Genomic DNA, 22962 nt, shown 5'->3' on the forward strand with positions numbered 1-22962 from the left:
GTCATACCTCCCGGGCCGCAAGCATGGTGAGGCGGTTTTGAACCGAATGGGGCGAGCGCGGCCAGCCGAAACGCTCGGTGCATTTCCGTGCGATTTCAATCAGGCTGGCGTTGGCGATGCGCAGCGCGGTGATGAACTCGTCTTCTTCCGGCGGGTAGTGGTAGACCATTTTGCCGCCTCGGCAATAGGGTTTCAGGCCCTTGTCCTTTGGCGCCCTTAGCCCGCTTCGATACATAAACCAAAGCACCGTGGACGGATGCTTTTCGATCTCGCGGGCAATGCGTGTACTCGCCCAGCCGCGCTCGGCGAGCTCATGAATGCGTTCGTGGTCCGCGTCCGTTAGTCCGCCAGGGCGAACCAGATGGTCCAGTTTCTTCTTTGTCATCAATTCCGCTCCTGTTCCGCCCCAGTGTCGCAGTCCGGGCAGGGCTTCGTTTCGCCTGGACATTCCTTCATCGGCACCGCCGGGCATTCGCACCTCGGCCAGAATGGGCAGTGCCAGATCCTGCCGGCGCCCTCGCAGGTTTTGCAGCGCGGTTTTCTCATAGGTCGCGCTGCCACAGTTCAAATTCGGTCAGATGCTTAAGCCAGCGGCCAGCGGCGTTGAGGTCCGCCTTGGACCGGATCTTCACCGCCTTCCGCTGTGCTTCTCTGACGGCATCGGGATCCGCGCCCTCGGCCAGGCCGTGGTGTTCTTCGAGGAACCGCCGGTATGCCGGGCGGTCGCACATCATTGCGGCTTGCGCGGCATAGTCTTTGGGCTTTTCGCTCACGGCCGCACCGGCGCTGTCGCGCCTGGCCTGCGCGGGCGCGGCGGAAAAGTCCGGCGGCGACCGGTCGGTCGCGTTACCTTTCAAACGACGGATCTCGGCGCAAGCTTCTGCGAACAGATTGAGCATGTCGCCCAGGTCGTCGCGGTACCGCGCCAGCTGCTCGACCTGGTCGGGCGGGACATCGGCGGCGAACGTCGCCATGATTTCCCTCTGCCCGGTGGCCGGGTCGGTAAATTCAAGGGTCGGCCCGCCACTGTAGACAAACGAGATTTCCGCCGCCGCCTCATAGCGTGCCCGGATGCCGGCGAGCCGCTGTTGCCGTTGCCGGCGTGGACTCTGTGTCATCAGGTGTTCGTGGAGTTGGGGGCTGGCGAGGGTTTCCCGCTGTTGCTGGCGGTGGGCGGCTGTCATCTGGCCGGCCTCACCGCCGCTTCGATCTGTGCCGTGAGCTCGATCAGGTGCTCGCGGATATCCGATTCGTAGTCGGGCATTTCGCCGAGGTATTGCGGCGGATAAACAACCCAACAAAGCCAGGCGCTGATTTTCAGATCTATAAGCCGAGCGGCGACTGCCGCCTGCTGCAGCGCTTCTCTGGATATGCGGGCGCTCGCGGCGCTCATGGATTTTTCTTCCTGGCGGCGAGCATCGCGTCGGCGATCTTGTAGCTGGCAGTGGCGACCGCTTCGGTGCAATCGCCAATGCCGCCTTGCTCGAGCACATGCGAAAGGATCGGATCCAGGGCTGTCAGGGCAAATTCATCGCGCAGTGTCATATTGTCCGCGACATAACCGATCTGCGGCAACTTGGTTTTGTTTAACCCGCTCATACCGGCTTCGCCCCGTAGAGCAGGACCTCGAGCCGCGGCCAGCCGTCGACCAGGCCAAGCACCGCGAAGAAGCCGATCGTCATGATGGCGGCGAGGAGCACAGACGATATGGCGATGGCGTGCCAGTCGTGTTGATGAACCGGCGCGCTCATTTGGCTAGCTCCGCCTTGCGTTTGCGGATCAGCCCGAGCGTTTCGTCGCCGAGCCTGTCGGCCCAGGCGTCGAACGCGGCGTCCTGTTCCTTGGCCTCGGCCAGGTCGCCGCGCTTGCGGGCGGTATCGGCCAGCACGCCGGCAAGGGCGGCGCCTTCGATGCAGCGGCGGATTTCAGGTGTCAGCATGGCTGTTTTCCTCGTATCTGGCCGGCCCGCCGGGGAGGTGACGGCGGGCCGGGTCGGGCGGCTGCAGACCGAAGCGCCGCCCTGGGGGGACCTCAGGCGGCTTTGCCGTCGATGTGCTTGACGAATGATTTTTCGGCCAGGCGGCGGGCCTTCCCGCCGTGCTCGGCGATTTCTTCCGCCTTGAAGCCCTCGCGCAGCAGGTCGCGCTCGGTCGCATCTCCCTTGGAGCTGTAAAGCTCGAGCATGATTTCGGACATGGTGCGGGGAAGGGTGTGGTCGCGCCTGGCGCGGGTAATTCTGACGGTATTCATCATATCCTCTCCGTTGCGGATGAGAATAATATGACGAAAAACGTCAATCGTTGTCAATTGAGAAATTGACGAATTGCGTCATGTTGGAAATTTCGCAGTGATTGTAGAATGTTGGCGACTTCAATCAGAGGGTTGGAAGTGATGCGGGTCGCGGTCTCAGCTTGTATTCTTCTATTTGCACTGTCAGATTTCGCTGTTTCTCAGAGCCAAATGGAAATGGCGGCAAAACGTTGCGCCAAGCTGGACGATGCTGGGTCGCGATTGACTTGTTACGATGGCCTTTTCAAGTCCAAAAGTTCGAAAGCGCCACTTGCAAATAAAACGGAGACGACATCTGTACAGGCAGTGGCAGAGCCGCCGATTGGCTGGAAACTATCAAAGCAACGCTCGAGCATGGATGACAGCATTGGCGTGTTTCTGGATCTCTATTCGATAACCTCGATCCCAAAAAAATTTGGAAGCGGGCAACAATATGCACGTTTGACGATCCGATGCCACGAGAATACGACCGCTTTGATGATTGGTCTTGGTGATCATTTTCTTGCAGATATCGGCGACTATGGCATCGTTCGCTACAGGATCGATAAACAACCTGCAAAGGCAAATGAATTTGCCGAATCGACGGACAATACGTTTCTTGGCCTTTGGAAAGGGCGCAGAGCGATTCCGTTCATAAAAACCCTGTTTAACGCCAATCGATTTACCGTCCGGATTGTTCCTTTTAACGAATCATCACTGGAAACGTCATTTGACATCCGCGGATTGGATGAAGCCATCAAGCCGCTAAGGAAGGCATGTGGATGGTAGATTCTGTCAGCAGTTGTGTGGTTGATTGCTTTTGATTGAGATGGCTGTAGTACGTGCCCAAATTTAAGTACCAATTTTTGAGTCAGGAATATATCTAAATCCGCTGTCGAGCCCTTCTTCCACCACCGTACCGAGTTCAAAAATTAATCCCTTTGCTTCAAGTGATTTACCAAGTAGTTGAAGAGCTTCTTCCCTATGTCGACGGGCAGTCAGACTGAGCAATTCAGAACCTGTTTTTGTAAGAGCGTATATACCGAGATTTAGCTCTGTAATGGAAGAATTCGAGAAAACGATAAGCACCCTGTGGCCAGCTTTAAAGATAATCGGTTCGGTTTTATTGTCGGGAAACTGAATTGAGAGGGATAGTTTGTTGAGGTTCAGCAATCCAGCGTCATTGAGTTGTTTCATCAAAAGAAATGGTATTTGATGTGTTTCGGTCGCCCAGTCGTTTGGATTGACAATGAAACTCTCTTGTTCGGTATGAACAACGTAACTCGAGATATATTCTAGAGCCTCTGCATCTTCGGTTGAGATGGATCTGAGCGTTTCCAACGTTCGCAGGGAATAAGATTTGGGTCGCTTGATTTCACCGGCTAGTACTTTACCCCATAGTTTCTGTATTTCCTCGGAGTTAGCAGAAGCCGCGTATTCAAAGAACCGATACGTCCAATCCGCATCTGGTTTTTCATCCGGGACGTCAGATTCGTCTTCCAGTTCTGCTGCTGCAGCTGCTATAACTCGCTCGTGATTAGCCTGGCGTCGGCTTTCGATGTGTGCGGTGCTCAGTTTGGCCCGATCATCCAATGTCTTATGTGAGGGTACTTGGCCCGGCGAATCACCAAATTTGGAAATTACTATTCCATCCTTGTCATACTCTATTTTTGCGGATTGTGAGTTGTCTGCAATTGCCTTTGAGAGCTTTTGAATTTTGTAAGCATCAGCGTCAGCGATTCGCTTACTGATGTATGGTTTGACCCAAGCGCCAATGCCTTCAGATGTGACTTCTATCAGTCGAGTCAATGGCTGACTCAATCCTGTAAGGTCTTTGATTTCAACCATCTTAAGATCCGATTTATCCCTGGTTTAATCTTCCCGCTGCACCGAATAAACGACTCTCCCGACGATCCTTACCGTATCGCCGTTGGCACCGCCGATCTCGATCGGCTGCTGGTGGCGCGGATCCGTTGATTCGGGCATCAGCCAGAGATTGCCGGCCTCGTCCTGGATGAGCGTCTTGATCGTCGCCTCGCGCAGGCCGTCGGCGCGCTCACGCTCGACGATGTAGCGTTTGCCGACCTCAATATCCTGCTCCGTTTCAATTGTGTCCGTAAAGACCACAACAGTGCCTTCCGGATAGCGCTTGTTCATTGATGGTCCGCGGGTTTCAGCGCCGTAGAGATTGTAGTTCCGGTATTGGGGATCATCTGGAACCGCTACATCGTACCAGCTGCCTTCTTCCCATTCATAGCTTTCAGAATACACGCCGGCTTCGACATGGGCGCGGACATGGATCATGCGCGTTTTGCTTATGCCGGTGATAAAATCGCCCGGTTCGCAGTGAAGCAAATCCGCCAATTGGTTCATGCGGGACAAGGTCAATTCGACCTTCTGATTCTCCAGGCGATTGTAGTTTGCGACGTCTATGCCAAGGGCATTGGCGACATCGGATTGCGATAACCCTCGGGATTTTCTGATTTTTTTCAGTTGTTCAGTCATCGGTGACTTATAGCGATTTCCGTCAAATCCCTGAATGACGGAAAACGTCATGCTTGGCTTGACAAAAAATGACGGAAAACGTCATATATGACGCATGCGATTGAAAGAATGGCGACTCACGCAAAAACTGACACTTGCTGACTGCGCTGCCGCACTTGGTTGCAATGGCGCTCGCACTTATCAGCGATACGAAGACGGCATGCACCGCACCGATGCGCTGTTTGTTGAAGCCATCGTCGAACTGACCGATGGCGCGGTCACCGCCCAGGACATGCACGAAACGCGGCTGGAATGGCTGAAAGCCAACGGGCGGGGAGAACCCGCCCATGTCTAGATTGTCCTCACGCCATGAAACGCGCTCACGGCCGCACGCGGCTTCGCCGCTGGCCTTCGCGGGAGCGCCCGAAAAGTCGGGCGGCGGGCGGTCGCCCGCTGCGCCTTCGGCTTTGCTCTTTTCCCTCTCCATGCCCGCCAGACTGACAAAGCGGGGCGGTGAAGTCTGCGAAAATATTTCAATAAATCTTGGGCGGGGGGTGATGCGGCATGTCAACCGGACGTGGCCTTAGCAAGGAAGAAGCCGCCCGCGTGATCAAAACGGCTCTGCGCCGCGCGACCCGGCTCTATGGCGGGGCGGTGGGGCTCTCCATCGACCTGGAACTTAGCCAGTCGCATCTTTCGAAGTGCCAGAATCCAAACGAACGGGAAATCCTGCCGGCGCATCTGCTGCTGGTGATCGACAGCCTGATCGGCTCACCGGTGATCATCGACGCGATGGCGCGCGAGCTCGGCTACCGGCTGGTTCGCCAGGAGGCAACCGAAGAATGCAGCCTCGACATGTCCGATCTGTTGCGGTTCGTCGGCGTCAGCGGCGATCTCGCGCAGAAATTCAGCCAGTTCCTGGCGGATGGCGAGATTGACAACGCAGAAGCGCCCGTCGCGCACGCCATCATCGAACTGGTGATCTCGCACCTTCGCACCATGCAGGACAAGCTGCCGGGGGGCGGGCGATGAAACCGCTGACCGACCGCATGGTTCATCTCTATACCGTCCGCCGCTGGAGTTATCAGCGGATCGCCGACGCGCTTGGCGTGACAAAGGGTGTTGTCGCCGGCGAATTCAACCGCCTGCGGGCGCGCGAAACCGGATCGAAGGCGCGGCGCGCACTGCTATCGGCGGATCCGCGCAAAGCCCCGGACGGCCGGGACGGCGATTTTTATATTCCGGGTCCGCCGCAGGGCGCGATCCGCGACCATGCTGTTCGCCCGCTGCCGGATCCCGGCGCCAATGAGATCCTTTCTCCCGATCCGATCCGCTTTACCGATATCGATGGCGATCTGCGCTGCCGCTTTCCGATCGGTGGAGCGGGCCGGGACCTGGTCTGCTGCGGCGGCGCCGTCGCGCGGCCCGGGGCGGAAGGCAAATCGGGAATTTATTGCGGCCACCATGTTCATGCGTCTTCAAGAGGGTCTTCTGCCCTCACGCCGCACGCGCCTTCGGCGCTGGCTCCGGGCGGGGCGGGCGAAAAGTCGCCCGGCGGGCGGTCGCCCGCTTGCATGAACGGGGGTAATGGTGAGCGAAGCTGAGATCCAGACCCCCGCCGTTGTCTCCGACGCTTCCGACCTTGCCGCCGTCATCGAGCGGGCGCGGGCGTGTCTGACCGATGGCGATGTATTGGCGGCGAAAATGCTGGCCGCGGCGGCTTACGACCAGGCGAAGGTGGCGCAGCGGTTCGCCGCCGGCGAAGGGCTGATCCGCAAGGCGCATCAGCTGCAAGGCGATGCGCTGCTGATCGAGAGTCGCGCCAAGATCCGCATCGCCGACGAATACGACGCGGCCCAGACAGCGGGGGAGGCCTCCAAAGGGGGGCCACGGCGAAACGTTCCCGACGGGAACGTTTTTACCGCATCCGAAGCGGGGCTTTCCCGAAAGGAAATTTTTGAGGCGCGCAAGCTGCGCGATGCCGAGCGCGGTGCGCCGGGCATTGTCGAGCGCGCGATTGCCGTTCGATTGGAGCAGGGTCTGGAGCCGACAAAAGCCAGCCTTCGCCACTCGATCGGCACGCGCACGGCGAGCAAAGAGGAGCGCGGCAACAATCTCTATGAAACGCCGCCGGAGGCGACGCATGCGCTTTTGACCGTCGAGCGGTTCACTGCCCACGTGCTGGAACCGGCGGTGGGCCGCGGGGCGATCCTGCGGGTGCTCGAGGATGCCGGCTATGCCGTCGATATCGCCGACAAGATCGATTACGGCACGGCGACAAGCGACGGGGTTGTCCAGGACGTTGCCGATTTCCTCAAATCGACCGCCGGCGAGGCGCGCGACATCGTCACCAACCCGCCCTATGGCGAGGCCATGAACGCCTTCATCGCCCATGCGCTGCGCGCCCACCGGCCGCGCAAGATGGCGATGCTGCTCAACTGGAACGCCTATTGCGGCTTTGAGGATGAAGACCGAAATTTCTGGCTCGACGAATGGAAGCCGGCGCGGATATGGGCGTTCTCCCGCCGCCTGCCGATGATGCACCGCGACGGCTGGGACGGCCCGCGATCCACCTCGCAGATGAATACGGCCTGGCTGGTTTGGGAACGGGCGATTTTTTCTGACGAAATGCCATACGGCGACATGACGGTGACCAACCGGATCGACTGGCAGGTTCAAGCGGATCTGCCGGTGCTGGAACCGGAGGGGGCGGGATGATCAATGGGTTAATCCGATTGCCGCATTGCAAAACTTGTCAATTCGTATGCAGCCTCGCTAATGGACTCGAGTTTGTCTCCGATGATGTCCAAAATCATGGCGTCAGGGGGATTGGATTCCAGAAAATAACACTCCTTTACATCCGGCGGGTTCAGCCCATCGCGGAGTTGCCGAATATCCATGATTCTGTCTCGATATTTGCATCCGGAGAAGTCGCACCGGTTAAAGCGGTTGTAATAAAGCAGGTGCTGATTAGTGATCTGAACTTTGCAATGTGCGATGTAGCAGGTGCTAAAGGTCCATTCTTCAAAATCGGTTTTATTGGCTTCGATATCGGTGCCAATGAATTTTACGTTGCTAAATCTGAACAGAGTCCACCCGGTGTCACGGAAGCTTTCGCCCCGAATTTCGGCGCCCGAGTAACTTACAAAACCAACTCCGGTTATCAGTTTCCAGCCGGGCTCGTCTTCCGGTGCAACGGTGATTTCGTTCTCTTCGCATTCAAAATACAACTCCCGCGCAGCATAGACTTCGTTTCTTGCACACGCAGCCAATGCCAATCTGGCGGAATCAAACAAACCTGTTTCTTTCAGGTGATTGTGGCGGAATCTCTGGCCTATAAAACCAGCCAGCAGATTTGCCGCTGGAGTGGAAAACCGCTCGTCCGCCGAAACAGCGAGGGCTTCAAGTGTGACAACACCTGCTTCAGCTTTGGCTGGATCTTCGTCAGCAACAAGTTCTGCTCCTCTTTGCAATTGTGCCGCAAGATTGTTCGATTGAAGGGCCAGCAAATTGTGCTGAGCAGTTCGCGCCTGGCGAACAGCAATCGTGCCGCGCCATATAGTCGTGACGAAGGTAACAATAGCTACGTAAAAGATCACAAAATAGGAAAGGCTACGCCAGAAATCTGTGCCGGACAGCGGTCTTTCGGTCCAAAAAAAATAAACCAACCCGAGTGTTACTATTCCGGTGGCTACGGTCGTGATGATTATCGCCGGAACTGGAATTTCTCGGCCTGCGACAGCGCGTTGCCGGTTTTGAAATGCGATAACAACAACTACCATTGCAACGAAACTGATCGCTACGCTTGTCCCAATTTCTATAGGGATGCCGTCGGACACGAGCCACGCAACAAAGACCGCCAACGATACGCCGCCAAATCCCGCCAACACATCACGCATTGCCTTCAATCTATCCCCTCTACTACCAGTTGTGCGCGAAACAATACCGGCAAACGGTGGCAACTGCCAATTCATTATCCGGTTGAAGGGGCTATCTCATGAAGCCACGCCCCGATTTCTCGCCCCTGGTACTGGCCGGCTTCCTGCAAATCCGACTCGGCGGACTGCATTGCCGGCACGGCAAGGTGCTCGAAACCTGTTCAACGTGCCGCCGCAACTATCTGATCGAACTCAGGAAAAACGCGGACATCACCGAAAGACAACTGGACTCGGCATTGCATGGCCGGCTGCGCCAGGCGGCGGCGCGCGAACGGCTCTGGGCAGCGCTGAACTGCGCGCCGCCGGACCACGGAATCCGGCTTCTTTCGAACGGGCAACAGTGTTCTGTCCTCACGCCGTGCGCACCTGCGGCGCTGGCTCCGGACGGGGCGGCTGAAAAGTCAGCCGGGCCGCAGTCGCGGCCTTTGGATTTGCATCAATCAAACGCTGCCGACCGGCAGCCGGGCGACTTTTCGCCCGCGTCCGCGCAGGCCAGCCGCGACAGCGGCGTTACGGCCGTGAGCGCAAATTCCAAAGGAATGAAATCATGACCGGTTTGCAGAATTCCGAAAATCCGAGCCGCGCCGGCTTTGCCTGGCGTGCTTTCGCAAAAGCCGTTCGTGATCACCGGGCCAAGGACAGCCGCGGCCTGCGCGCCGTCGTGCCCGAAATCGGGGTGACGGTCACCGACCTGTCGCGGGCCATGGGCGGAACGCATATCGAGCCGCAAAAGGTGATCGCGATATGCGACTGGATGGAACGCGACATCCGCGACTTCTACGTTCCGCCCGACCATATCTCACGGGCCGGATGTTTCACGTTTACCCCGGTGAAACAGGTTGAAAACACACGACAATCGAAAGGGTGTCAGTCATGAAAAACAAACTTTCAGACCTCAACAATCATCTGTTCGCCCAACTGGAGCGTTTGTCCGACGAGGACCTGACCGGCGAACAGATCGAGCAGGAAGTTGGACGGGCCAAGGCCATCGTCGGTGTGTCCGACCAGATCATCGAAACGGCATCGTTGCAGTTCAAGGCAGCCGAGCTTGTCGCCCGGCACGGGCGCGGCGTTTCCGGCATGATCCCCGAAACCGTAGCGGGCCGTGTGATCGAGCATAAAAAAGTCGAACGGCCATTGACTGCCGAAGAACGCGAACAGGCGGAAGCCGACGCCCGGCGGCAAGAACGCGAGCAGGAGGAAGAGCGTGACGAATGGAAGCACCAACAAAAAGAGGCCGCGAACAAATGAAAGGCCGCTGGATTCAATACACCGATGACGAGCTGGAATTTATCGAGCAAACGTCCACCTTGCCTCGCCGTCAGGCATATGCGGCGTTCCGCGAAAAGTTCGATCGCACGGACGTGTCGCTTAACAATTATAAGGCGCTTTGCAAGCGCAAGGGCTGGCTCACGGGCAGGACCGGGCAGTTCGTCAAGGGGGGCGTGCCGGCCAACAAGGGCAAGAAAATGCCCTACAACGCAAACAGGGCCCGTACGCAATTCAAGAAGGGCGGGATGCCTCACAACACCAAGTTCGCCGGCCACGAGCGCATTACCAGGGATGGTTACGTTGAAATCAGCGTCGAGGAAACGAACCCGCACACGGGATTTGGGCGGCGCTATGTTCAAAAGCACCGTTGGCTGTGGGAAAAGGAAAACGGTCCCGTACCGGCTGGCCATTGCCTCAAAAGTGTAGACGGCGACAAGACTAACACCGACCCTTCGAACTGGATATGCATACCGCGCGCCTTGCTGCCGCGTCTCGCTGGCCGGTGGACGCAGGGCTACGACGAGGCCCCGGCCGAGCTTAAACCGGTGATCCTGGCAACTGCGAAACTGGAACACCGCGCCCGTGAAGAAGGACGACGCGGCCATAAGGAGACGGGATGAGCCACGCTGGACATTACCGGACTGCTCGTTTTGACCGAGGCCGAAATGAGCCGGATTGTCTTCGGTTTTCGCTGTCGAAAGCGGGGAGGGGCGAGGTAATGTCAGAAAGCTGTTTTCAGATCTGTGTCAATGCGATCGTTGTATGCCTCAAGGTCAAGTTCAGCCAAGACATCGCCAAAAACGCGCAAGATTTCCTCGTCAGGCGGCGAGTGGCGATTGTAGTAGCAGTCAGTCAATCTGTCGCGACCCAGGGGATCGTGGTACTGCATCGGTGGCAATTTAGGACCTGCTACGGACGGCAAAAAGCCGTACAGACGACAGCCGCTGAAATCGCAACTTTCGAAAAAATTGTCTTTGAGCGTTTCACTACTGACCTCGCTGATACTGCACCTATCAAATTCGCATCCGCTGAACTCCAGCACCGATACCAAAGTGCAACGGACAAAACGGGAGTGGAAGAAGCGAATTTTAGTCTGGCCTGCCGATTGGATTACCTCGAACTTGAATGTGCCGTCAAAATACCGAACGGATTTCGCGGCCGTGATCAAATCCCAATGAATAGATCGCCTGTATTGCTCATCTGCGTGTTCTATTTCAGGCGAAAAGACGAGTTCCTTGGTGCTCATAATGCCGGACCACCCACATCGATTGAGAGCTGTGATAGCCGCTTGGCACAATCCTGTTTTTGGATCGTGTCCGTGTCTGTATTCGCGCTGAATAAATATGGCCAAGAGATCCATGGCCTGCTGCGAGAATTGGGCATCTTCGGAGTTGCCGATTGCCTCAAGCGTTGCAACACCGGCCTCGCGTTTTCCCGACTCTTCTTCCGCAAGCAACTCAGCACCTTTTGCCAACTGCTGATAGAGGTTGTTCTTTTCCAAAGCCGCGATCTGTTGGCGGGAAATTATGACCTGGTTTTCGGAAGCATTTGCCTGCTGCTGAGCTATCATACTGCGCCAGATTGCGAGGGGAAGGCCAATAACGCCGACAAGTGCAAGTCCCATATTGCGAATGAAAGCGGAACGGTCTTCCGCGGTATCTATACCGTCGCCACCGAGAACCCACGCACCGCCGCATATGGTCAGCATGAGGGTTGCGGCCACGATCAATGGCAAGAGTGTTTTCAGTGTGTCCAGCGTCACCGAATAGTTGTCGTTACTCGAAGCCATCCACCAACTCCCGGAATTGGAGTGAGCCTGCAGTTAGGCAAGAATAGCCACAACCTGCAGTATTTATCAATTCGGTCCCGGAGGTCGCCGGCATGAGCCACGCGGCGACCAATTGGGCCATCTTGCAGCGCGGGCTGAAACCGGCGGCGAAAGTGGTGCTTTGGCACCTGTGCGATCGGTATCACCCCGACAATGGCTGTTTTCCATCGCAGGAAACGCTCGCCGCCGATTGCGAAATGTCGCGGTCGGCGGTGAACAGAAACCTTGAAGCGCTTGAAGGTGCTGGCCTAATCGTCCGCGAAAAACGCCATGACAGGCGCACCAACAAGCGGATTTCGACGCGCTACCGCTTTCCGTTCGAACCGGATTTTCCATGTCCCAAATCAGGACATGGCTCCATGTCCCAAAACGGGGCCGAGCCATGTGTCAAAAACGGCGAAAGCCATGTCTCGAATCAGGACACTAACCCTGTAAGGGAACCAGTAAGAGAACCAGTAACCGAGAGAGAGCGCGCGGGCGCGGAAAATTCGGATTTGGAAAATTTGGAACTTGAGGCTTCCGCAACTGACGAACCGAAACTGACAGCCAGCCAGCGCGGCAAGCTGATTACCCGGATGGTGGAACGCTGGCCGAAAGGAACAGGCAGCACGGAAACCGCCATTGCCGAGTTGAAGAAACTTTCCGATGCTGATCTCGTCGATGCCGATGCGAAGCAGCAGGCCTGGCTGGACCAGTGGCACAGCACGCCGCGCCGGCACACGCATGCGCTTTCGACCTACGCCAAGGACCGGCTGTTCGATCAGGTCGAGGTATTGCCGGAACCGCCGCCACCGACAACGAAATCGGTCCGTCGCGGTGAACGGTTATGGAACGCCCGTTTCTATGAAATCGTACTCACCGTGGCGATGGCACAATTGCCGGAACCTAAAACCGACTTTCTGCGCAAGCAGATCGCCGACGAGGGCAAGGCCGGAGAATGGGCCCGCCTCAACCATCAGGCCAAGTATGGATGGCCGGATGCCGTGGATATGATCCGCGCCGATGAAAGCGGGCACGGAACCAGCGTTTCGCTGGAACTGGAGCGGCTTTCCGAACGGTTCGGCAGCGTCAAGGCCGGTAGCGAGCTTTGGAACGCCTGGCGGGACTACCATCACCAGCAAGGCTGGCCCTGGGCGGAGCGACACAGCGGCGGTGCGTGGCTGCCGGTACCGGTCGAGCCGGACGCATACGACGACCTGGCCGCATTCGTCGTAGCGGCAATTGAGGATTTCAGGGCCGCCCTTGACGATATGGGGGCGGCGATCAGCGGCAACGAGGAAAGCAGCGATGATGACCGTGCGGCGTGAGGATGTCGACAAATTCCATGACCCCGAAGCCGCCCAGGCCGAGGCCGACCGGGTGAAACGCGCCAATGATCTCGCTGAAACCATGCTGGCCGCTGCCAGCGAATCAGCGGTGGGACAGCGGCGCTGGTATGTGCTTGAGGTTCGAAAAAACACTGAGCAGGACGTCATCGACGCTCTGATCGGGGAAAAAATTTGTGCATGGCTGCCGATGCGCACGATCGAGTGCAAGGGCTTCAAGAAGCGTAAACCGTACAAGAAATCGGTGCCTGTTTGCCCCGGCTATGTGTTCGTCCGGATCGTTCCTGACAACCATGCATTCGGTGCATTCCAGTTCATCAAATCCGCCCTTGGTCTGATATCGACCGGTGACAGACCGACACCCGTTGCCGACGAAATAATCAAAGCCTTCAAGATGTTGGTGGAGCGAAACATATTCGATGATGATCCGCGCGACGCCATGGGCAACAGGATCACCGAGGGCGATTTGGTAGCGCTCCACATCGATGCGCGGGAGTTTGTCACCGGTGTGATCGATGGATTTCGCGGCACCCGGCATGTCCGGTTGCGGGTAGCACTGTTCGGCGGATCTGCGACCATGACTCGCCGTCTTGACGAAATCGAAAAGATTGGATAGCGAATCTGCCCGTGGTTTCCTGTGGAACTTTGATGCAGCGTTTGAGGGCAGTGGCGTTGGACCGCTGACGAGTGAGGCGATAGCCTTCGCGCCGAGCACGAGACGGGATACCAAGGGGACGGTGGCGCCACGGCAAGCCGATCCCCACGAAGGGCGGCTCGTGCCGATTATCCAGATACCCAATGGAACTCAGCTTCGAAAGCAACATCGCGGAATGGACGCGGTACGTTGACCAGAAGGTCAGGCGTCAGGTGCCGTTCGCCACGGCCAAGGCGCTGACCGATACGGCACGGCGTGACTGCAAGCCTGCGGCCGAACGGCTGATCCGCAAACGGCTGGATAAGCCGACGCCTTTCACGCAACGGGGTGTGGCCACTCGTAGCGCCAGCAAGCGGCGGCTGGTCGCCACGGTGTTCATCAAGGATATCCAGGCCGGTTATCTCCGGGTGCAGGAAAAGGGCGGCACGACCAAGCCGAAGGGCCGTGCGTTCTTGATCCCTGTCCGCCAGCGTCGCAACAAATACGGCAACATGCCGCGCGGCGCCGTCAAGGCTGCGCTGGCAAAGCCCAACACCTTCTCCGGCAAGGTGAGGGGTGTGGGGGGCATCTGGCAGCGGATGAAAAGCGGGCGGCTGAAGCTCTTGATCCGGTACGAGGACCAGACAACCTACCGGCCCCGGCTCGGCTTTCATCGCGAGATGGCGAAGGTTGCAAGCCGTGCCTTCCCGGCAAGGTTCGCCCGGTCCCTCGCACATGCCGTGAAGACCGCACGATAGCGCGGGTCCTTCTGACACTTCGACCGCCCGCGGGTACTTCGCGCGCGCAGTTTTTCACGGTTTTTTATTCTGACAGCAGCTTGGCGATGCCATTGTTGTTGTTGTTCTAGTCACTTAGCAGGAAATCATGGACCTGAAGTCACTGACCCGTGCGCAGATCCGCGCGCTGGTCAAACAACATCCCCTGCCGAAATCGGTTGATGACGTGGTGCTGAACCGCGAGGATCTCGCCGCGGCCATGGGCGTGTCGATCAACACGATCACGCAATGGATCGCCAGCGGCATGCCGGTCGCGCAGGAAGGCGGCAATGGCAAGGCCTATGAGCTGCAGCTGTCGCATTGCTGGGCCTGGCGCCAGGCGTCCAACGCAGCCGAGGAACAGCGCAGCGCGGAGGCCAAGAAGGCAATCCAGGCGCTTCGCCTCGAGCTGATCGGCGGCGCGTCGGGCGAGTCCCTCGATGCGCTCGGACCGAAAGAAAAACGCGAGATCATGGCTGCCCAACGTGAGCAGGAACTGTTCCAGGCCGCGCGCAACAGCCTGATGAAACGCGACGACGTGCGCGAGCTGCTCGAGCAGATGTTCGCGATCTTTCGCGACACGCTGGACGCCGCGCCGGACCGGGTCGAGCGGATCGAGGCGATATCGCCGAAAGCTGTCGGCGCGTTCGTCGAGGTTTGCGACGAGCTACTCAAGGAAATGGAACGGCGGATCCGCGACTTCTGGGATCTGCGGCCTGAGCGCGGCGAGGAGTATCTGAAGCGGGACATGTTCGATGCTTAGCACAGATCTCAACCGCTTCCTGCCACCCATGCCGCCGCCGCCATTCGTCTCGCCGGATGCGGTTGTCGCCGAGGCCCTGCCGACGCTCCGGCCCGCCGAGCGGATCGACGTTCCGACCTGGGCCAAACGCCGGCGAGTCAACTTTCCCGGTTACTCCGGCAAGTGGCGGAACGATTTCGCGCCCTACATGACCGAGCCGGCGGGCATGGTCACGTCGCGCAAATATCGCGGCCTTGTCTTTGTCGGACCGTCCCGAACGGTCAAGTCGGAAAGCCTGGTTCTCAATACGATCGGGCATGCCATAGCATGTCAGCCGCAGGATATGCTTGTCGTCTGCCAGACACAGGACAGCGCTAAGCAGTTCTCGACCCGCAAGCTGCGCCCGATGATCCGGGAAAACGAGGAGCTTTCGTCGCGACAATTCTCCGGACGGGGCGGCGACAATCTCTACGAAAAGGCCTTCACCGGCGGGATGAACCTGTTCATCGGCTGGCCGGTGATGGGGTATTTCTCCCAGAACGAATACCGCACGGTTCTGCTGTGCGACTTCGACCGCTACAAGTCCGACGATATCGAAGGCGAGGGCAACGCCTTTTCGCTCGCGATGAAGCGAACGCAGCAGGCCGGATCTCTGGGCATGGCGATTGCGGAAAGTTCGCCGGGCCGTCCGATTACGGATGACGATGATTGGGAGCCGGAGGGGATCCACGAGGCGCCGCCGTGTACCGGTATTCTCGCCGAGTACAACAACGGCACCCGGGCATGCTTCTACTGGATCTGTCCGTCATGCGGCGATCCGTTCACGCCTCTTGTTGAGCGGCTCGTGTATGAGGCCAAGGGCTCGCCGTCGGACCGGGCCGCTACGGTCGAGATGGTCTGTCCGAACGGTTGCTGCATTGCGCCAGATCGCAAAGCCGAACTCAATGCAAAGGGTGAATGGCTGCACGAGACGGCCAACGGTCAATCCGCGGTACCGAAAGACGACACCGCCATTCGCGAATCCGATATCGTTTCGTACCGCTGCGAAGGTCCGGTCGCGGCAATGCAGAACTGGCGCGATCTTGTTCTCCGGTACGAAACCGCCAAACAAGATTTCGAGCGGACCGGCGATGAGACCACCCTCAAGGCCACGGTCACGCTCGACCAGGGCCGTGCTTACAAGCCAGCGGTGCGAACCATTGGCGAAAGCCTGTCCGTGGACGCCTTGAAAGCTCTGTCCGTTCGGTCACCGCTGGAGATAGCGCCGGCGGGAACGCGGTTCATCCTGTTTTCGGTCGACGTGCAGGGCAACCGGTTCGTTGTCCAGGCGGATGCGTTTTGTGAGGGCCTGGCGCGTCAGCTGATTGACCGTTTCGAATTGATCACGCCGCCGGAGAGCGCTCCGAATGCGGACGGCAAGCGGTCGATCGACCCGGGCCGTTACGTCGAGGATTGGGACGTCTTGTTCGATCTGCTCGATCGTAGTTATCCGGTGGCCGAGAGCGGCTTCAGTCTGTTACCGCGCGGCATGATCGTCGACCTGCGCGGTGCACCTGGTGTGACCGCGAATGCCTACAAGTTCCTGCGCAAGTCCAAAAGAAAAGGGCAGGGGCACCGCGTCTTTCTCGCCAACAACCAGTCAGGTCTGCAGGGCGACAGGGCGTTTTATACCGAGCCGGAAAAACGCAACGGTCAGAAAATCAAGGGCCGGGCACCGTACAAGCTGGTTCGGATCCGGACCGACATGTTGAAGGACGAGATCGCGCTTGCGCTTACCCGCAAGGATGACGGACCGGGAACATACCGTTTGCCGGATGCGCTGCCCGATTCCGTGTTTGGGGAGTTCTGCGCTGAGCACCGCACTGAAAAAGGCTGGGAGCGGATCAAGGCTGGAAGCCGCAACGAGGCACTGGATCTGGCCGTCTATGGCAAGGGTCTGGCGATCATCCTCGGCGCCGAAAAGATCGACTGGCAGCGCCCGCCCCAATGGGCGGCACCGGTCAAGGAAAACAATTATTCGGTCCAGATCGTCGGTGACGATCAACCGGATCCGGTTGAGGCACCGGTCAAATCCACACGGCGCCGCCGGCGTGTTATTTCGAAAGGAATCTGACTTTGGCAGGCATTACGCTCGCAGATGCGCAGGCGCAGCTCGCGGTTTGGCTCGCAGCCTCGACGGCCGTTGCATCCAATCAATCCTATTCGATCAACGGCCGCTCGATGACCCGGGCAGACGCCGGCGAGATCCGCGAACAGATCGACTACTGGCAGGGCTGGGTGACAAAGCTTGACACGGCGAATAGCGGCCGCCGGCGCGTCCGTTACGGTGTAGCGCGATGAGTCGCAGGTTCAATGTCGCACCGCCGAACCTGGTCGACCGAGTTGTCGGGATTTTCAACCCGCAGGCCATGGTCGGCAGGCTCCGCGCCAGAACGCAGCTGCAGGCATTGAGGGGCGGCTATGCCGGCGGAAAACGTGGCCGAAAGGCAACCCACAATCACAATCCGGATGGCGGATCTGCCGACGCGGATACGTTGCCGGATCTACCGACTTTGCGTTCGAGGTCACGCGACCTGGCGCGCAACGTGCCGGTTGCCACCGGTGCGATCGCGACGAATAAGACACATGTGATCGGTAGCGGGCTCAAGGCAAAATCCGCCTGTGACTATGACGCGCTGGAAATCTCCGAAGACGCGGCCCGGGCATGGAATAAACAGGCCGATCGGGAATTCGAGCTGGCGTGCAAATCCATCGACTTTGCCGGGCGCATGAATTTCGGTCCGCTGCAGGCAATGATGTTCGGGTCGGAGCTGGAATCCGGCGATGTATTCGGCATTCGCCGGTACCGCAAGCGCCCGGGCCAGATCTACGGAACCAAGGTGCAGGTGATCGAGGCGGACCGGGTATGCAACCCGCATTATCGGGCGGACACCGACACGCTGGCGGGTGGCGTTGAATTCGACAAAGATGGTGTTCCGGTCGCCATCCATGTCGCAAACCGGCACCCGGGCGATTTATACCGCCGCCCCACCGAATGGCGGCGTATCCCGATGCGATACAATGACGGGCGCAGGATCGTCATTCATTTAGCATCGTTCGACCGGCCCGATCAGTCCCGTGGCGTTCCCTATTTCGCGCCGGTGATCGAGGCGCTGAAATCGTTTGGCGACTATCAGGACGCCGAGGTCCGCGCCGCAGTGATTACGGCAATGTTCACCGTGTTCGTAACTAGCGCGGCAGGAGACGACGCCGGGCCACTTGGCGCGTCCGAGGAATCTTCGGTCGGTTCCGATGAAGAAAAGCTTGAACTCGGTTCCGGAGCGATCGTCGGCCTCAATCACGACGAGGATATTAAATTCGCGGATCCGAATCGGCCCAATAAAAACTTCGACACATTCGCCAAGGCCTTTCTGCGGCTTGTCGGCGTCGCGTTGGAACTGCCTTTCGAGTTGCTCGTCAAACATTTTACGTCGTCCTATTCGGCGAGCCGTGCCGCACTTGAAATGGCCTATCACACGTTCCGCAAACGCCGGGAACGGTTCGCCGACGATTTCTGCCAGGAACTCCGCGCCTGGGTGATCGAGGAAGCAATCCTGACGGGACGCCTCGAGGCGGACGGCTTCTTTGACGATCCCGTTATACGCGATGCCTGGTTGCGGGCCGAGTGGACCGGACCGGTGCGCATAACGCTGGATCCGGACAAAGACTCCAAGGCTGATGAACGCGACGTCAAGAACCTGTTCAAGACGCGCCAGCAAGTCATGACCGAGCGCACCGGCGGCGAATTCGATGTCAAGGCCGATCAGGCAGCCCGCGAAAATGAGCGGATGAAGGATATCGGACAAACGGCAACGGAATCCGAAACCACAGATGAACCGCCGGCAGCGGAAGACCTGAAAGAGGATCTCGAAGATGCTTGATATCGCGCAGCTGATTTCGCAATTCGTGCGGCCTATCTCCGGTCACGGCGCCAGCCGTCACCTCTGGGCGATCGACAAGGCGGGGATCCGCGAAAGCCTGTTTGCCGTCGATACGCTTCGCGGAGCCAATGCCAAGCCGGTCGAGGCGTCGCGCCGCGGCTCGCGCTACGGCAACGGCACCTTCATGACCAAGGTCGGATCTATTGCTGTGGTGCCGGTTATGGGGCCTTTGATGGCCCGCTTCAACTATTCGTACTGGTCGTACGATGAAATCATCCGGGATCTGCGCATGGCGGCAGCCGACGATACGATCGATGCCGTCCTGCTCGACGTGGATTCGCCCGGCGGCATGGTGGCCAATGTCGAAGCGGCTTCTGCTGAGATTGCGGCGACCGCAGCGATCAAGCCGGTGTTTGCACATATCGGCGGCATCGGCGCGTCGGCCGCGTACTGGCTTGCCGCAAGCGCATCTGAGACTGTCGCAGCACCCACATCGCTGGTTGGTTCGGTCGGGTGCCTTATCCGGTACATGGATATCGAGGGCATCTTTACGAAGATGGGCGCGCGAGTGGTCGAGGTGATCGCAGAGCAGTCGCCGAACAAACATCTTGATCCGGAGAGCGACGAGGGCCGCGCCGAACTGCAGGCCATCGCAGACAACGGCGCAGAGCTCTTTCTCAAGGGGCTCGCGGAATCGCGCGGTATCGATCGAGACACACTGCTCGCCGACTACGGCCAGGGCCTGGTTTTCACCGCCCGGGAGGCATTCGATCGCGGTCTTATCGATCGTATCGCCAGCTTTGAAGAAACCCTCGCGGACCTGGCGGACCGCGCGGCATCACCCACCGGCGCGGCGTCCGCCACCGCGCAGATCGGCCAGGAGACAATCATGGCAGACGAAAACACCGGAACGGCGCCGAAAGCGGTACCAGCCCAGCCGGTCACCGTGGAAAGCCTTCGGGCCGATCATGGCGACCTTGTTGCAACCCTCGAAAAAGACGCTTCGGAATCGGCGCAGAAAGCCGAACGCGACCGCGTCTCCGGCATCATGGCGCTGTCGAAACCCGGCCGCGAAAAGATCATTTCCGAAATGATCGCCGACGGGACATCCGTTGCCGAGGCATCGTCGAAGATTCTCGCGGCGATCGATGCCGGCGAACTGGTTTCCGAGGCCTGCGACAAAACGCCGGAATCGGTTCTCGAGAAAATGGACAAGGCGGCTGAAGGCGTCACGTCCAGCGTGTCGAGTACCAAGCCGAGCAAGGCGAACGACCCGGAAGGCTGGAAGGCCGAATGGGGTGCGAGCGACAAGCTTAAGGCGGAATTCGTTACAAGCGACGATTATGTCGCTTTCCGTAATGCCGAGTCCAAAGGGCAGGTGAAAATCTTCAAAAAGAGTACCGCGGCCTAAGCATTAATCCGCCCGTTGAGGGCGGTTTTCCATCAATCCCAACAAGGATGAATATCATGAACAAGCTCGCACTTTGCGCGGCCGCGATGGCGGTCGCCATGTTGGCACTCGTCGCGGCCGTCACTGCGCCCGACCATCTCTATGCAACCATTGATCCGACACTTTATGACGGTGTCGGATTCGCGATGGCGACACTCGCTGCAAACAAACAGCGCGCCTATGAAGGTGGTAGCCGGAACGAATACCCGGTGGTCGCTTCTGACATCATTTATGAGGGTGCCGCTACAGGCCTCGTCGATGCGTCCGGTCATGCGCAGCCCCTGACTTCAAGTGATCGGTTTGGCGGTTTCGCTGTGCAGAAAGCAGACAACTCGACAGGCGCCGCGGCGGCGATCAATGTCCGGGTTTACGAATCCGGCAAGGTGGAACTGTCCGTAACCGGGGTGGTTATTACCGATGTCGGTCAGCCAGTTTATGCGTCGGACGACAACACATTTACACTCAATCCGGCGGCCGGTGCGTTTATCGGATTTGTTCATCGGTTTGTTTCAGCCGGTGTCGCAGTCGTAGCGTTCGATGCGCTGAACTATCAGGATCCGTGGGCGCACTACACTGTTCGCGAAACCCTGACCGGCATCAAGACCTTTGATGCAGAGGATTCCGGCAAGCTGTTTTGCGTGACGGACGCCGGAGACGGCGATGCGTTGACCCTGCCGGCGATCGCCGATGGCTTCGGCGGTGCAACGATCCTGGCTGTCGGTGCGTTCGGCACAACGGCGCTCACGATCTCGCCGGCGGCTGCCGACATGATCCTGGGCCCTGACATCACCGGTGCCAACGACAAGGATCTGATCTGCACAAAGGCCACACAACGCCGCGGTGATTTTGTCTCGCTGATGCTCGGCGATGCCGACGGTTATGTCGTGACCGGTCTGCGCGGCACCTGGGCCCGCGAAGCCTGATCACGAGAAAACGCATGCCCGCGTTTCGGGCGTGACTTAACACAACATCCCCGAAAGGAACCAAGATGACTGATGTACAGCTTCTCTCAAGCCGTGCGATCATGGGCATGTATTTTGCGAGGCTCGAACAGGACCTCGGCATGTCCTGGATGGACGGCATATCCAATTCGTTCGGATCCGACCAGGCGTCGGAAACCTATGTTTTCCTCGGCCAGTCGCCGGCCATGCGTGAGTGGATCGGTGGTCGCCAGGCAAAAGGGTTTACTGGTGAAGGTCTGACGATCTTCAACAAGCATTACGAAGCGACGATCGAAGTCCAAAAGAAAGATGCCCGGCGTGACAAGACCGGTCAGCTGCGCGCGCGTATGGATGACTTCACCGATCGGGCGCAGACCCATTGGGCAAGTCTCTTGTCCGCGCTTCTCCTGAATGGTGCATCGAGCCTTTGCTATGACGGCCAGTACTATTTCGACACCGATCATGTGGAAGGCAAGAGCGGTACGCAGTCGAACAAGATCGATGTCGATATCTCGGCCCTGCCGGCTACGTTACACGGAACGGTGGCTGCGCCAAGCGTCGAGGAAATGCAGCAAGCAATCCTCAAGGGTATCGCCCAGATCCTGAGTTTCAAGGATAACGAGGGCGAGCCAATGAACGAAAACGCCAGGGAGTTTCTGGTCAAGGTTCCGATCGGATTGTACCTCACCGCGGTTGCCGCCGTGTCGAATCTGACAACCGCAAACCTGGCGCCGAACCTCAATCCGAACATCGTTGCCGGACTCACAGTCAATGTGCAGATGAATGCGCGCCTGACCTGGACGGACACCTTTGCGATCTTCCGCACCGACAGCCCGATCAAAGGCTTCATTCGGCAGACGGAACAGGAAACGGAGATGAAGGCTAAAGCCGAGGGTTCGGAGTATGAGTTTGACAATGATGCCTGGCAGTTCGGCATCGATAACTGGCGCGGCGCCGGCTACGGCTACTGGCAGCGAGCCTGCCTGGTCACCCTGGTCTGACCTTCAGCTGAATAAAACACCGCCCCGTTATTGGGGCGGTGATGTTCGAAGCGCACGTTTTTGTGTTCTTCGGTCATCACCGCCGGAAAGGAAAGACCATGAATATCTATACAGTCACTGACCCTCGCGGCGCGCAGATCGGCGCCGGCACAATCGTCAAGCTTTCGAAGGAACAGTCAGCCCCCCGCACGCATGTTCTGCGCACTGTTGACGAAAAGACGGGGGTTTTCGAGGCGCAAAAACCGCTGGAATTCAAGGCTGGTGAAGTGATCGGCGTTGCCGGCACCGTTCCAAAAACGTTGGTGCCAAAGATCGAGACGGGCGCCAAACGCGTTGTCCGGAAGCGGAAGCAGGATCGCAGTCGCTCCACAAAGAAGTGAAAC

At 58.5% G+C, this 22962-nt stretch carries 31 protein-coding genes; 20 read left to right on the forward strand and 11 right to left on the reverse strand.

Annotated features, from left to right (window positions below; all coding sequences use genetic code 11):
- Position 1: 1 nt before the first annotated feature.
- The 7 genes from ABVT35_RS10885 to ABVT35_RS10915 all read right to left on the reverse strand — a co-directional run bounded on the left by ABVT35_RS10885 (position 2) and on the right by ABVT35_RS10915 (position 2253).
- Positions 2–385 (reverse strand): helix-turn-helix domain-containing protein, encoded by a 384-nt coding sequence (locus tag ABVT35_RS10885; protein ID WP_368466440.1) that lies wholly within the window; start codon positions 383–385, stop codon positions 2–4.
- A 157-nt stretch (positions 386–542) separates the two neighbouring features.
- Positions 543–1184, reverse strand: a complete 642-nt coding sequence (locus ABVT35_RS10890; RefSeq protein ID WP_368466441.1) for a hypothetical protein — start codon at positions 1182–1184, stop codon at positions 543–545.
- Positions 1181–1393, reverse strand: a complete 213-nt coding sequence (locus ABVT35_RS10895) for a hypothetical protein (RefSeq protein WP_368466442.1) — start codon at positions 1391–1393, stop codon at positions 1181–1183. The genes ABVT35_RS10890 and ABVT35_RS10895 overlap by 4 nt, the downstream gene beginning before the upstream one ends.
- Positions 1390–1599, reverse strand: a complete 210-nt coding sequence (locus tag ABVT35_RS10900; RefSeq protein WP_368466443.1) for a hypothetical protein — start codon at positions 1597–1599, stop codon at positions 1390–1392. The genes ABVT35_RS10895 and ABVT35_RS10900 overlap by 4 nt, the downstream gene beginning before the upstream one ends.
- Positions 1596–1751 carry a hypothetical protein gene (locus ABVT35_RS10905; RefSeq protein ID WP_368466445.1) on the reverse strand — a complete coding sequence of 52 codons (156 nt, stop codon included), beginning with the start codon at positions 1749–1751 and terminating at the stop codon, positions 1596–1598. The genes ABVT35_RS10900 and ABVT35_RS10905 overlap by 4 nt, the downstream gene beginning before the upstream one ends.
- On the reverse strand, positions 1748–1939 hold the full coding sequence (locus tag ABVT35_RS10910; RefSeq protein WP_368466446.1) for a hypothetical protein: 192 nt from the start codon (positions 1937–1939) through the stop codon (positions 1748–1750). Before ABVT35_RS10910 ends, ABVT35_RS10905 begins: the two co-directional genes overlap by 4 nt.
- A gap of 92 nt (positions 1940–2031) precedes the next feature.
- Complete coding sequence (locus ABVT35_RS10915; RefSeq protein WP_368466447.1) at positions 2032–2253, reverse strand: hypothetical protein; 222 nt, start codon at positions 2251–2253, stop codon at positions 2032–2034.
- Positions 2254–2358: 105 nt separating this feature from the next.
- Here ABVT35_RS10915 and ABVT35_RS10920 point away from each other — a divergent pair, with 105 nt between their 5' ends.
- Complete coding sequence (locus tag ABVT35_RS10920; protein ID WP_368466448.1) at positions 2359–3057, forward strand: type VI secretion system-associated protein TagO; 699 nt, start codon at positions 2359–2361, stop codon at positions 3055–3057.
- Positions 3058–3120: 63 nt separating this feature from the next.
- Here ABVT35_RS10920 and ABVT35_RS10925 read toward each other — a convergent pair whose 3' ends face one another.
- Positions 3121–4116, reverse strand: coding sequence for a DUF2806 domain-containing protein (locus ABVT35_RS10925; protein WP_368466449.1), 996 nt, complete (start codon positions 4114–4116; stop codon positions 3121–3123).
- Positions 4117–4140: 24 nt separating this feature from the next.
- On the reverse strand, positions 4141–4773 hold the full coding sequence (locus tag ABVT35_RS10930; RefSeq protein ID WP_368466450.1) for an XRE family transcriptional regulator: 633 nt from the start codon (positions 4771–4773) through the stop codon (positions 4141–4143).
- Between the two features lie 94 nt (positions 4774–4867).
- Between ABVT35_RS10930 and ABVT35_RS10935 the strand changes: the two genes are divergently transcribed.
- The 4 genes from ABVT35_RS10935 (at position 4868) to ABVT35_RS10950 (ending at position 7470) form a co-directional block, all read left to right on the forward strand.
- The gene (locus tag ABVT35_RS10935) at positions 4868–5107 is read left to right on the forward strand and encodes a helix-turn-helix domain-containing protein (RefSeq protein ID WP_368466451.1); all 240 of its coding nucleotides are present in this window, start codon (positions 4868–4870) and stop codon (positions 5105–5107) included.
- 209 nt (positions 5108–5316) lie between these two features.
- Positions 5317–5784, forward strand: coding sequence for a phage regulatory CII family protein (locus ABVT35_RS10940; protein WP_368466452.1), 468 nt, complete (start codon positions 5317–5319; stop codon positions 5782–5784).
- On the forward strand, positions 5781–6356 hold the full coding sequence (locus ABVT35_RS10945) for a hypothetical protein (protein WP_368466453.1): 576 nt from the start codon (positions 5781–5783) through the stop codon (positions 6354–6356). Before ABVT35_RS10940 ends, ABVT35_RS10945 begins: the two co-directional genes overlap by 4 nt.
- Complete coding sequence (locus ABVT35_RS10950) at positions 6343–7470, forward strand: SAM-dependent methyltransferase (RefSeq protein ID WP_368466454.1); 1128 nt, start codon at positions 6343–6345, stop codon at positions 7468–7470. Before ABVT35_RS10945 ends, ABVT35_RS10950 begins: the two co-directional genes overlap by 14 nt.
- A gap of 8 nt (positions 7471–7478) precedes the next feature.
- Here the strand turns inward: ABVT35_RS10950 and ABVT35_RS10955 are convergent, their stop codons facing one another.
- Positions 7479–8651: a hypothetical protein gene (locus ABVT35_RS10955; protein ID WP_368466455.1), complete on the reverse strand. Its 1173-nt coding sequence runs from the start codon at positions 8649–8651 to the stop codon at positions 7479–7481.
- A gap of 98 nt (positions 8652–8749) precedes the next feature.
- On the opposite strand from ABVT35_RS10955, the gene ABVT35_RS10960 reads away from it, so the two are divergent.
- Genes ABVT35_RS10960 through ABVT35_RS10975 form a run of 4 tightly spaced genes read left to right on the forward strand, consistent with a single transcriptional unit; the run spans position 8750 to position 10582 of the window.
- Positions 8750–9241, forward strand: coding sequence for a hypothetical protein (locus tag ABVT35_RS10960; protein ID WP_368466456.1), 492 nt, complete (start codon positions 8750–8752; stop codon positions 9239–9241).
- Complete coding sequence (locus ABVT35_RS10965) at positions 9238–9567, forward strand: hypothetical protein (RefSeq protein ID WP_368466457.1); 330 nt, start codon at positions 9238–9240, stop codon at positions 9565–9567. Before ABVT35_RS10960 ends, ABVT35_RS10965 begins: the two co-directional genes overlap by 4 nt.
- Positions 9564–9941: a hypothetical protein gene (locus tag ABVT35_RS10970; protein ID WP_368466458.1), complete on the forward strand. Its 378-nt coding sequence runs from the start codon at positions 9564–9566 to the stop codon at positions 9939–9941. Before ABVT35_RS10965 ends, ABVT35_RS10970 begins: the two co-directional genes overlap by 4 nt.
- Positions 9905–10582 carry an HNH endonuclease signature motif containing protein gene (locus ABVT35_RS10975; protein ID WP_368466459.1) on the forward strand — a complete coding sequence of 226 codons (678 nt, stop codon included), beginning with the start codon at positions 9905–9907 and terminating at the stop codon, positions 10580–10582. The genes ABVT35_RS10970 and ABVT35_RS10975 overlap by 37 nt, the downstream gene beginning before the upstream one ends.
- A gap of 101 nt (positions 10583–10683) precedes the next feature.
- Here the strand turns inward: ABVT35_RS10975 and ABVT35_RS10980 are convergent, their stop codons facing one another.
- Complete coding sequence (locus ABVT35_RS10980) at positions 10684–11751, reverse strand: hypothetical protein (protein ID WP_368466460.1); 1068 nt, start codon at positions 11749–11751, stop codon at positions 10684–10686.
- A gap of 92 nt (positions 11752–11843) precedes the next feature.
- Here ABVT35_RS10980 and ABVT35_RS10985 point away from each other — a divergent pair, with 92 nt between their 5' ends.
- The 11 genes from ABVT35_RS10985 to ABVT35_RS11035 all read left to right on the forward strand — a co-directional run bounded on the left by ABVT35_RS10985 (position 11844) and on the right by ABVT35_RS11035 (position 22959).
- Positions 11844–13097, forward strand: coding sequence for a helix-turn-helix domain-containing protein (locus ABVT35_RS10985; protein WP_368466461.1), 1254 nt, complete (start codon positions 11844–11846; stop codon positions 13095–13097).
- The gene (locus ABVT35_RS10990) at positions 13078–13731 is read left to right on the forward strand and encodes a transcription termination/antitermination protein NusG (protein ID WP_368466462.1); all 654 of its coding nucleotides are present in this window, start codon (positions 13078–13080) and stop codon (positions 13729–13731) included. The genes ABVT35_RS10985 and ABVT35_RS10990 overlap by 20 nt, the downstream gene beginning before the upstream one ends.
- Before the next feature lie 182 nt (positions 13732–13913).
- The gene (locus ABVT35_RS10995; protein WP_368466463.1) at positions 13914–14507 is read left to right on the forward strand and encodes a hypothetical protein; all 594 of its coding nucleotides are present in this window, start codon (positions 13914–13916) and stop codon (positions 14505–14507) included.
- Positions 14508–14634: 127 nt separating this feature from the next.
- Positions 14635–15288, forward strand: coding sequence for a terminase small subunit (locus tag ABVT35_RS11000; protein WP_368466464.1), 654 nt, complete (start codon positions 14635–14637; stop codon positions 15286–15288).
- The gene (locus ABVT35_RS11005) at positions 15281–17380 is read left to right on the forward strand and encodes a terminase gpA endonuclease subunit (protein ID WP_368466465.1); all 2100 of its coding nucleotides are present in this window, start codon (positions 15281–15283) and stop codon (positions 17378–17380) included. Before ABVT35_RS11000 ends, ABVT35_RS11005 begins: the two co-directional genes overlap by 8 nt.
- A gap of 2 nt (positions 17381–17382) precedes the next feature.
- A complete protein-coding gene (locus tag ABVT35_RS11010; RefSeq protein WP_368466466.1) occupies positions 17383–17607 on the forward strand; it encodes a DUF6148 family protein in 225 nt (74 codons plus the stop codon).
- Positions 17604–19187: a phage portal protein gene (locus tag ABVT35_RS11015; RefSeq protein WP_368466467.1), complete on the forward strand. Its 1584-nt coding sequence runs from the start codon at positions 17604–17606 to the stop codon at positions 19185–19187. Before ABVT35_RS11010 ends, ABVT35_RS11015 begins: the two co-directional genes overlap by 4 nt.
- Positions 19180–20598 (forward strand): S49 family peptidase, encoded by a 1419-nt coding sequence (locus tag ABVT35_RS11020; RefSeq protein WP_368466468.1) that lies wholly within the window; start codon positions 19180–19182, stop codon positions 20596–20598. The genes ABVT35_RS11015 and ABVT35_RS11020 overlap by 8 nt, the downstream gene beginning before the upstream one ends.
- Positions 20599–20654: 56 nt before the next feature.
- Positions 20655–21560: a hypothetical protein gene (locus ABVT35_RS11025; RefSeq protein ID WP_368466469.1), complete on the forward strand. Its 906-nt coding sequence runs from the start codon at positions 20655–20657 to the stop codon at positions 21558–21560.
- 65 nt (positions 21561–21625) lie between these two features.
- Positions 21626–22579 carry a Mu-like prophage major head subunit gpT family protein gene (locus ABVT35_RS11030; protein WP_368466470.1) on the forward strand — a complete coding sequence of 318 codons (954 nt, stop codon included), beginning with the start codon at positions 21626–21628 and terminating at the stop codon, positions 22577–22579.
- Positions 22580–22677: 98 nt separating this feature from the next.
- Positions 22678–22959, forward strand: a complete 282-nt coding sequence (locus ABVT35_RS11035) for a hypothetical protein (protein WP_368466471.1) — start codon at positions 22678–22680, stop codon at positions 22957–22959.
- Positions 22960–22962: the final 3 nt, after the last annotated feature.

The sequence above is a fragment of the Hoeflea sp. TYP-13 genome (genome assembly GCF_040932035.1).
In the GTDB taxonomy this organism is placed as follows: domain Bacteria; phylum Pseudomonadota; class Alphaproteobacteria; order Rhizobiales; family Rhizobiaceae; genus Hoeflea_A.

What these genes read in the sequence shown, in the direction of transcription:
- ABVT35_RS10925 (WP_368466449.1), bottom strand. Translation starts at nt 4,116, where the DNA reads ATGGTTGAAATCAAAGACCTTACAGGATTGAGTCAGCCATTGACTCGA.
- ABVT35_RS11005 (WP_368466465.1), top strand. Translation starts at nt 15,281, where the DNA reads ATGCTTAGCACAGATCTCAACCGCTTCCTGCCACCCATGCCGCCGCCG.
- ABVT35_RS10955 (WP_368466455.1), bottom strand. Translation starts at nt 8,651, where the DNA reads ATGCGTGATGTGTTGGCGGGATTTGGCGGCGTATCGTTGGCGGTCTTT.
- ABVT35_RS10960 (WP_368466456.1), top strand. Translation starts at nt 8,750, where the DNA reads ATGAAGCCACGCCCCGATTTCTCGCCCCTGGTACTGGCCGGCTTCCTG.
- ABVT35_RS10945 (WP_368466453.1), top strand. Translation starts at nt 5,781, where the DNA reads ATGAAACCGCTGACCGACCGCATGGTTCATCTCTATACCGTCCGCCGC.
- ABVT35_RS10890 (WP_368466441.1), bottom strand. Translation starts at nt 1,184, where the DNA reads ATGACAGCCGCCCACCGCCAGCAACAGCGGGAAACCCTCGCCAGCCCC.
- ABVT35_RS11015 (WP_368466467.1), top strand. Translation starts at nt 17,604, where the DNA reads ATGAGTCGCAGGTTCAATGTCGCACCGCCGAACCTGGTCGACCGAGTT.
- ABVT35_RS10990 (WP_368466462.1), top strand. Translation starts at nt 13,078, where the DNA reads ATGATGACCGTGCGGCGTGAGGATGTCGACAAATTCCATGACCCCGAA.
- ABVT35_RS10985 (WP_368466461.1), top strand. Translation starts at nt 11,844, where the DNA reads ATGAGCCACGCGGCGACCAATTGGGCCATCTTGCAGCGCGGGCTGAAA.
- ABVT35_RS10905 (WP_368466445.1), bottom strand. Translation starts at nt 1,751, where the DNA reads ATGAGCGCGCCGGTTCATCAACACGACTGGCACGCCATCGCCATATCG.
- ABVT35_RS10975 (WP_368466459.1), top strand. Translation starts at nt 9,905, where the DNA reads ATGGAAGCACCAACAAAAAGAGGCCGCGAACAAATGAAAGGCCGCTGG.
- ABVT35_RS11025 (WP_368466469.1), top strand. Translation starts at nt 20,655, where the DNA reads ATGAACAAGCTCGCACTTTGCGCGGCCGCGATGGCGGTCGCCATGTTG.
- ABVT35_RS11000 (WP_368466464.1), top strand. Translation starts at nt 14,635, where the DNA reads ATGGACCTGAAGTCACTGACCCGTGCGCAGATCCGCGCGCTGGTCAAA.
- ABVT35_RS10940 (WP_368466452.1), top strand. Translation starts at nt 5,317, where the DNA reads ATGTCAACCGGACGTGGCCTTAGCAAGGAAGAAGCCGCCCGCGTGATC.
- ABVT35_RS10930 (WP_368466450.1), bottom strand. Translation starts at nt 4,773, where the DNA reads ATGACTGAACAACTGAAAAAAATCAGAAAATCCCGAGGGTTATCGCAA.
- ABVT35_RS10995 (WP_368466463.1), top strand. Translation starts at nt 13,914, where the DNA reads ATGGAACTCAGCTTCGAAAGCAACATCGCGGAATGGACGCGGTACGTT.
- ABVT35_RS10935 (WP_368466451.1), top strand. Translation starts at nt 4,868, where the DNA reads ATGCGATTGAAAGAATGGCGACTCACGCAAAAACTGACACTTGCTGAC.
- ABVT35_RS10900 (WP_368466443.1), bottom strand. Translation starts at nt 1,599, where the DNA reads ATGAGCGGGTTAAACAAAACCAAGTTGCCGCAGATCGGTTATGTCGCG.
- ABVT35_RS11020 (WP_368466468.1), top strand. Translation starts at nt 19,180, where the DNA reads ATGCTTGATATCGCGCAGCTGATTTCGCAATTCGTGCGGCCTATCTCC.
- ABVT35_RS10920 (WP_368466448.1), top strand. Translation starts at nt 2,359, where the DNA reads ATGTTGGCGACTTCAATCAGAGGGTTGGAAGTGATGCGGGTCGCGGTC.
- ABVT35_RS10980 (WP_368466460.1), bottom strand. Translation starts at nt 11,751, where the DNA reads ATGGCTTCGAGTAACGACAACTATTCGGTGACGCTGGACACACTGAAA.
- ABVT35_RS10910 (WP_368466446.1), bottom strand. Translation starts at nt 1,939, where the DNA reads ATGCTGACACCTGAAATCCGCCGCTGCATCGAAGGCGCCGCCCTTGCC.
- ABVT35_RS11035 (WP_368466471.1), top strand. Translation starts at nt 22,678, where the DNA reads ATGAATATCTATACAGTCACTGACCCTCGCGGCGCGCAGATCGGCGCC.
- ABVT35_RS10970 (WP_368466458.1), top strand. Translation starts at nt 9,564, where the DNA reads ATGAAAAACAAACTTTCAGACCTCAACAATCATCTGTTCGCCCAACTG.
- ABVT35_RS10965 (WP_368466457.1), top strand. Translation starts at nt 9,238, where the DNA reads ATGACCGGTTTGCAGAATTCCGAAAATCCGAGCCGCGCCGGCTTTGCC.
- ABVT35_RS10895 (WP_368466442.1), bottom strand. Translation starts at nt 1,393, where the DNA reads ATGAGCGCCGCGAGCGCCCGCATATCCAGAGAAGCGCTGCAGCAGGCG.
- ABVT35_RS10915 (WP_368466447.1), bottom strand. Translation starts at nt 2,253, where the DNA reads ATGATGAATACCGTCAGAATTACCCGCGCCAGGCGCGACCACACCCTT.
- ABVT35_RS11030 (WP_368466470.1), top strand. Translation starts at nt 21,626, where the DNA reads ATGACTGATGTACAGCTTCTCTCAAGCCGTGCGATCATGGGCATGTAT.
- ABVT35_RS10885 (WP_368466440.1), bottom strand. Translation starts at nt 385, where the DNA reads ATGACAAAGAAGAAACTGGACCATCTGGTTCGCCCTGGCGGACTAACG.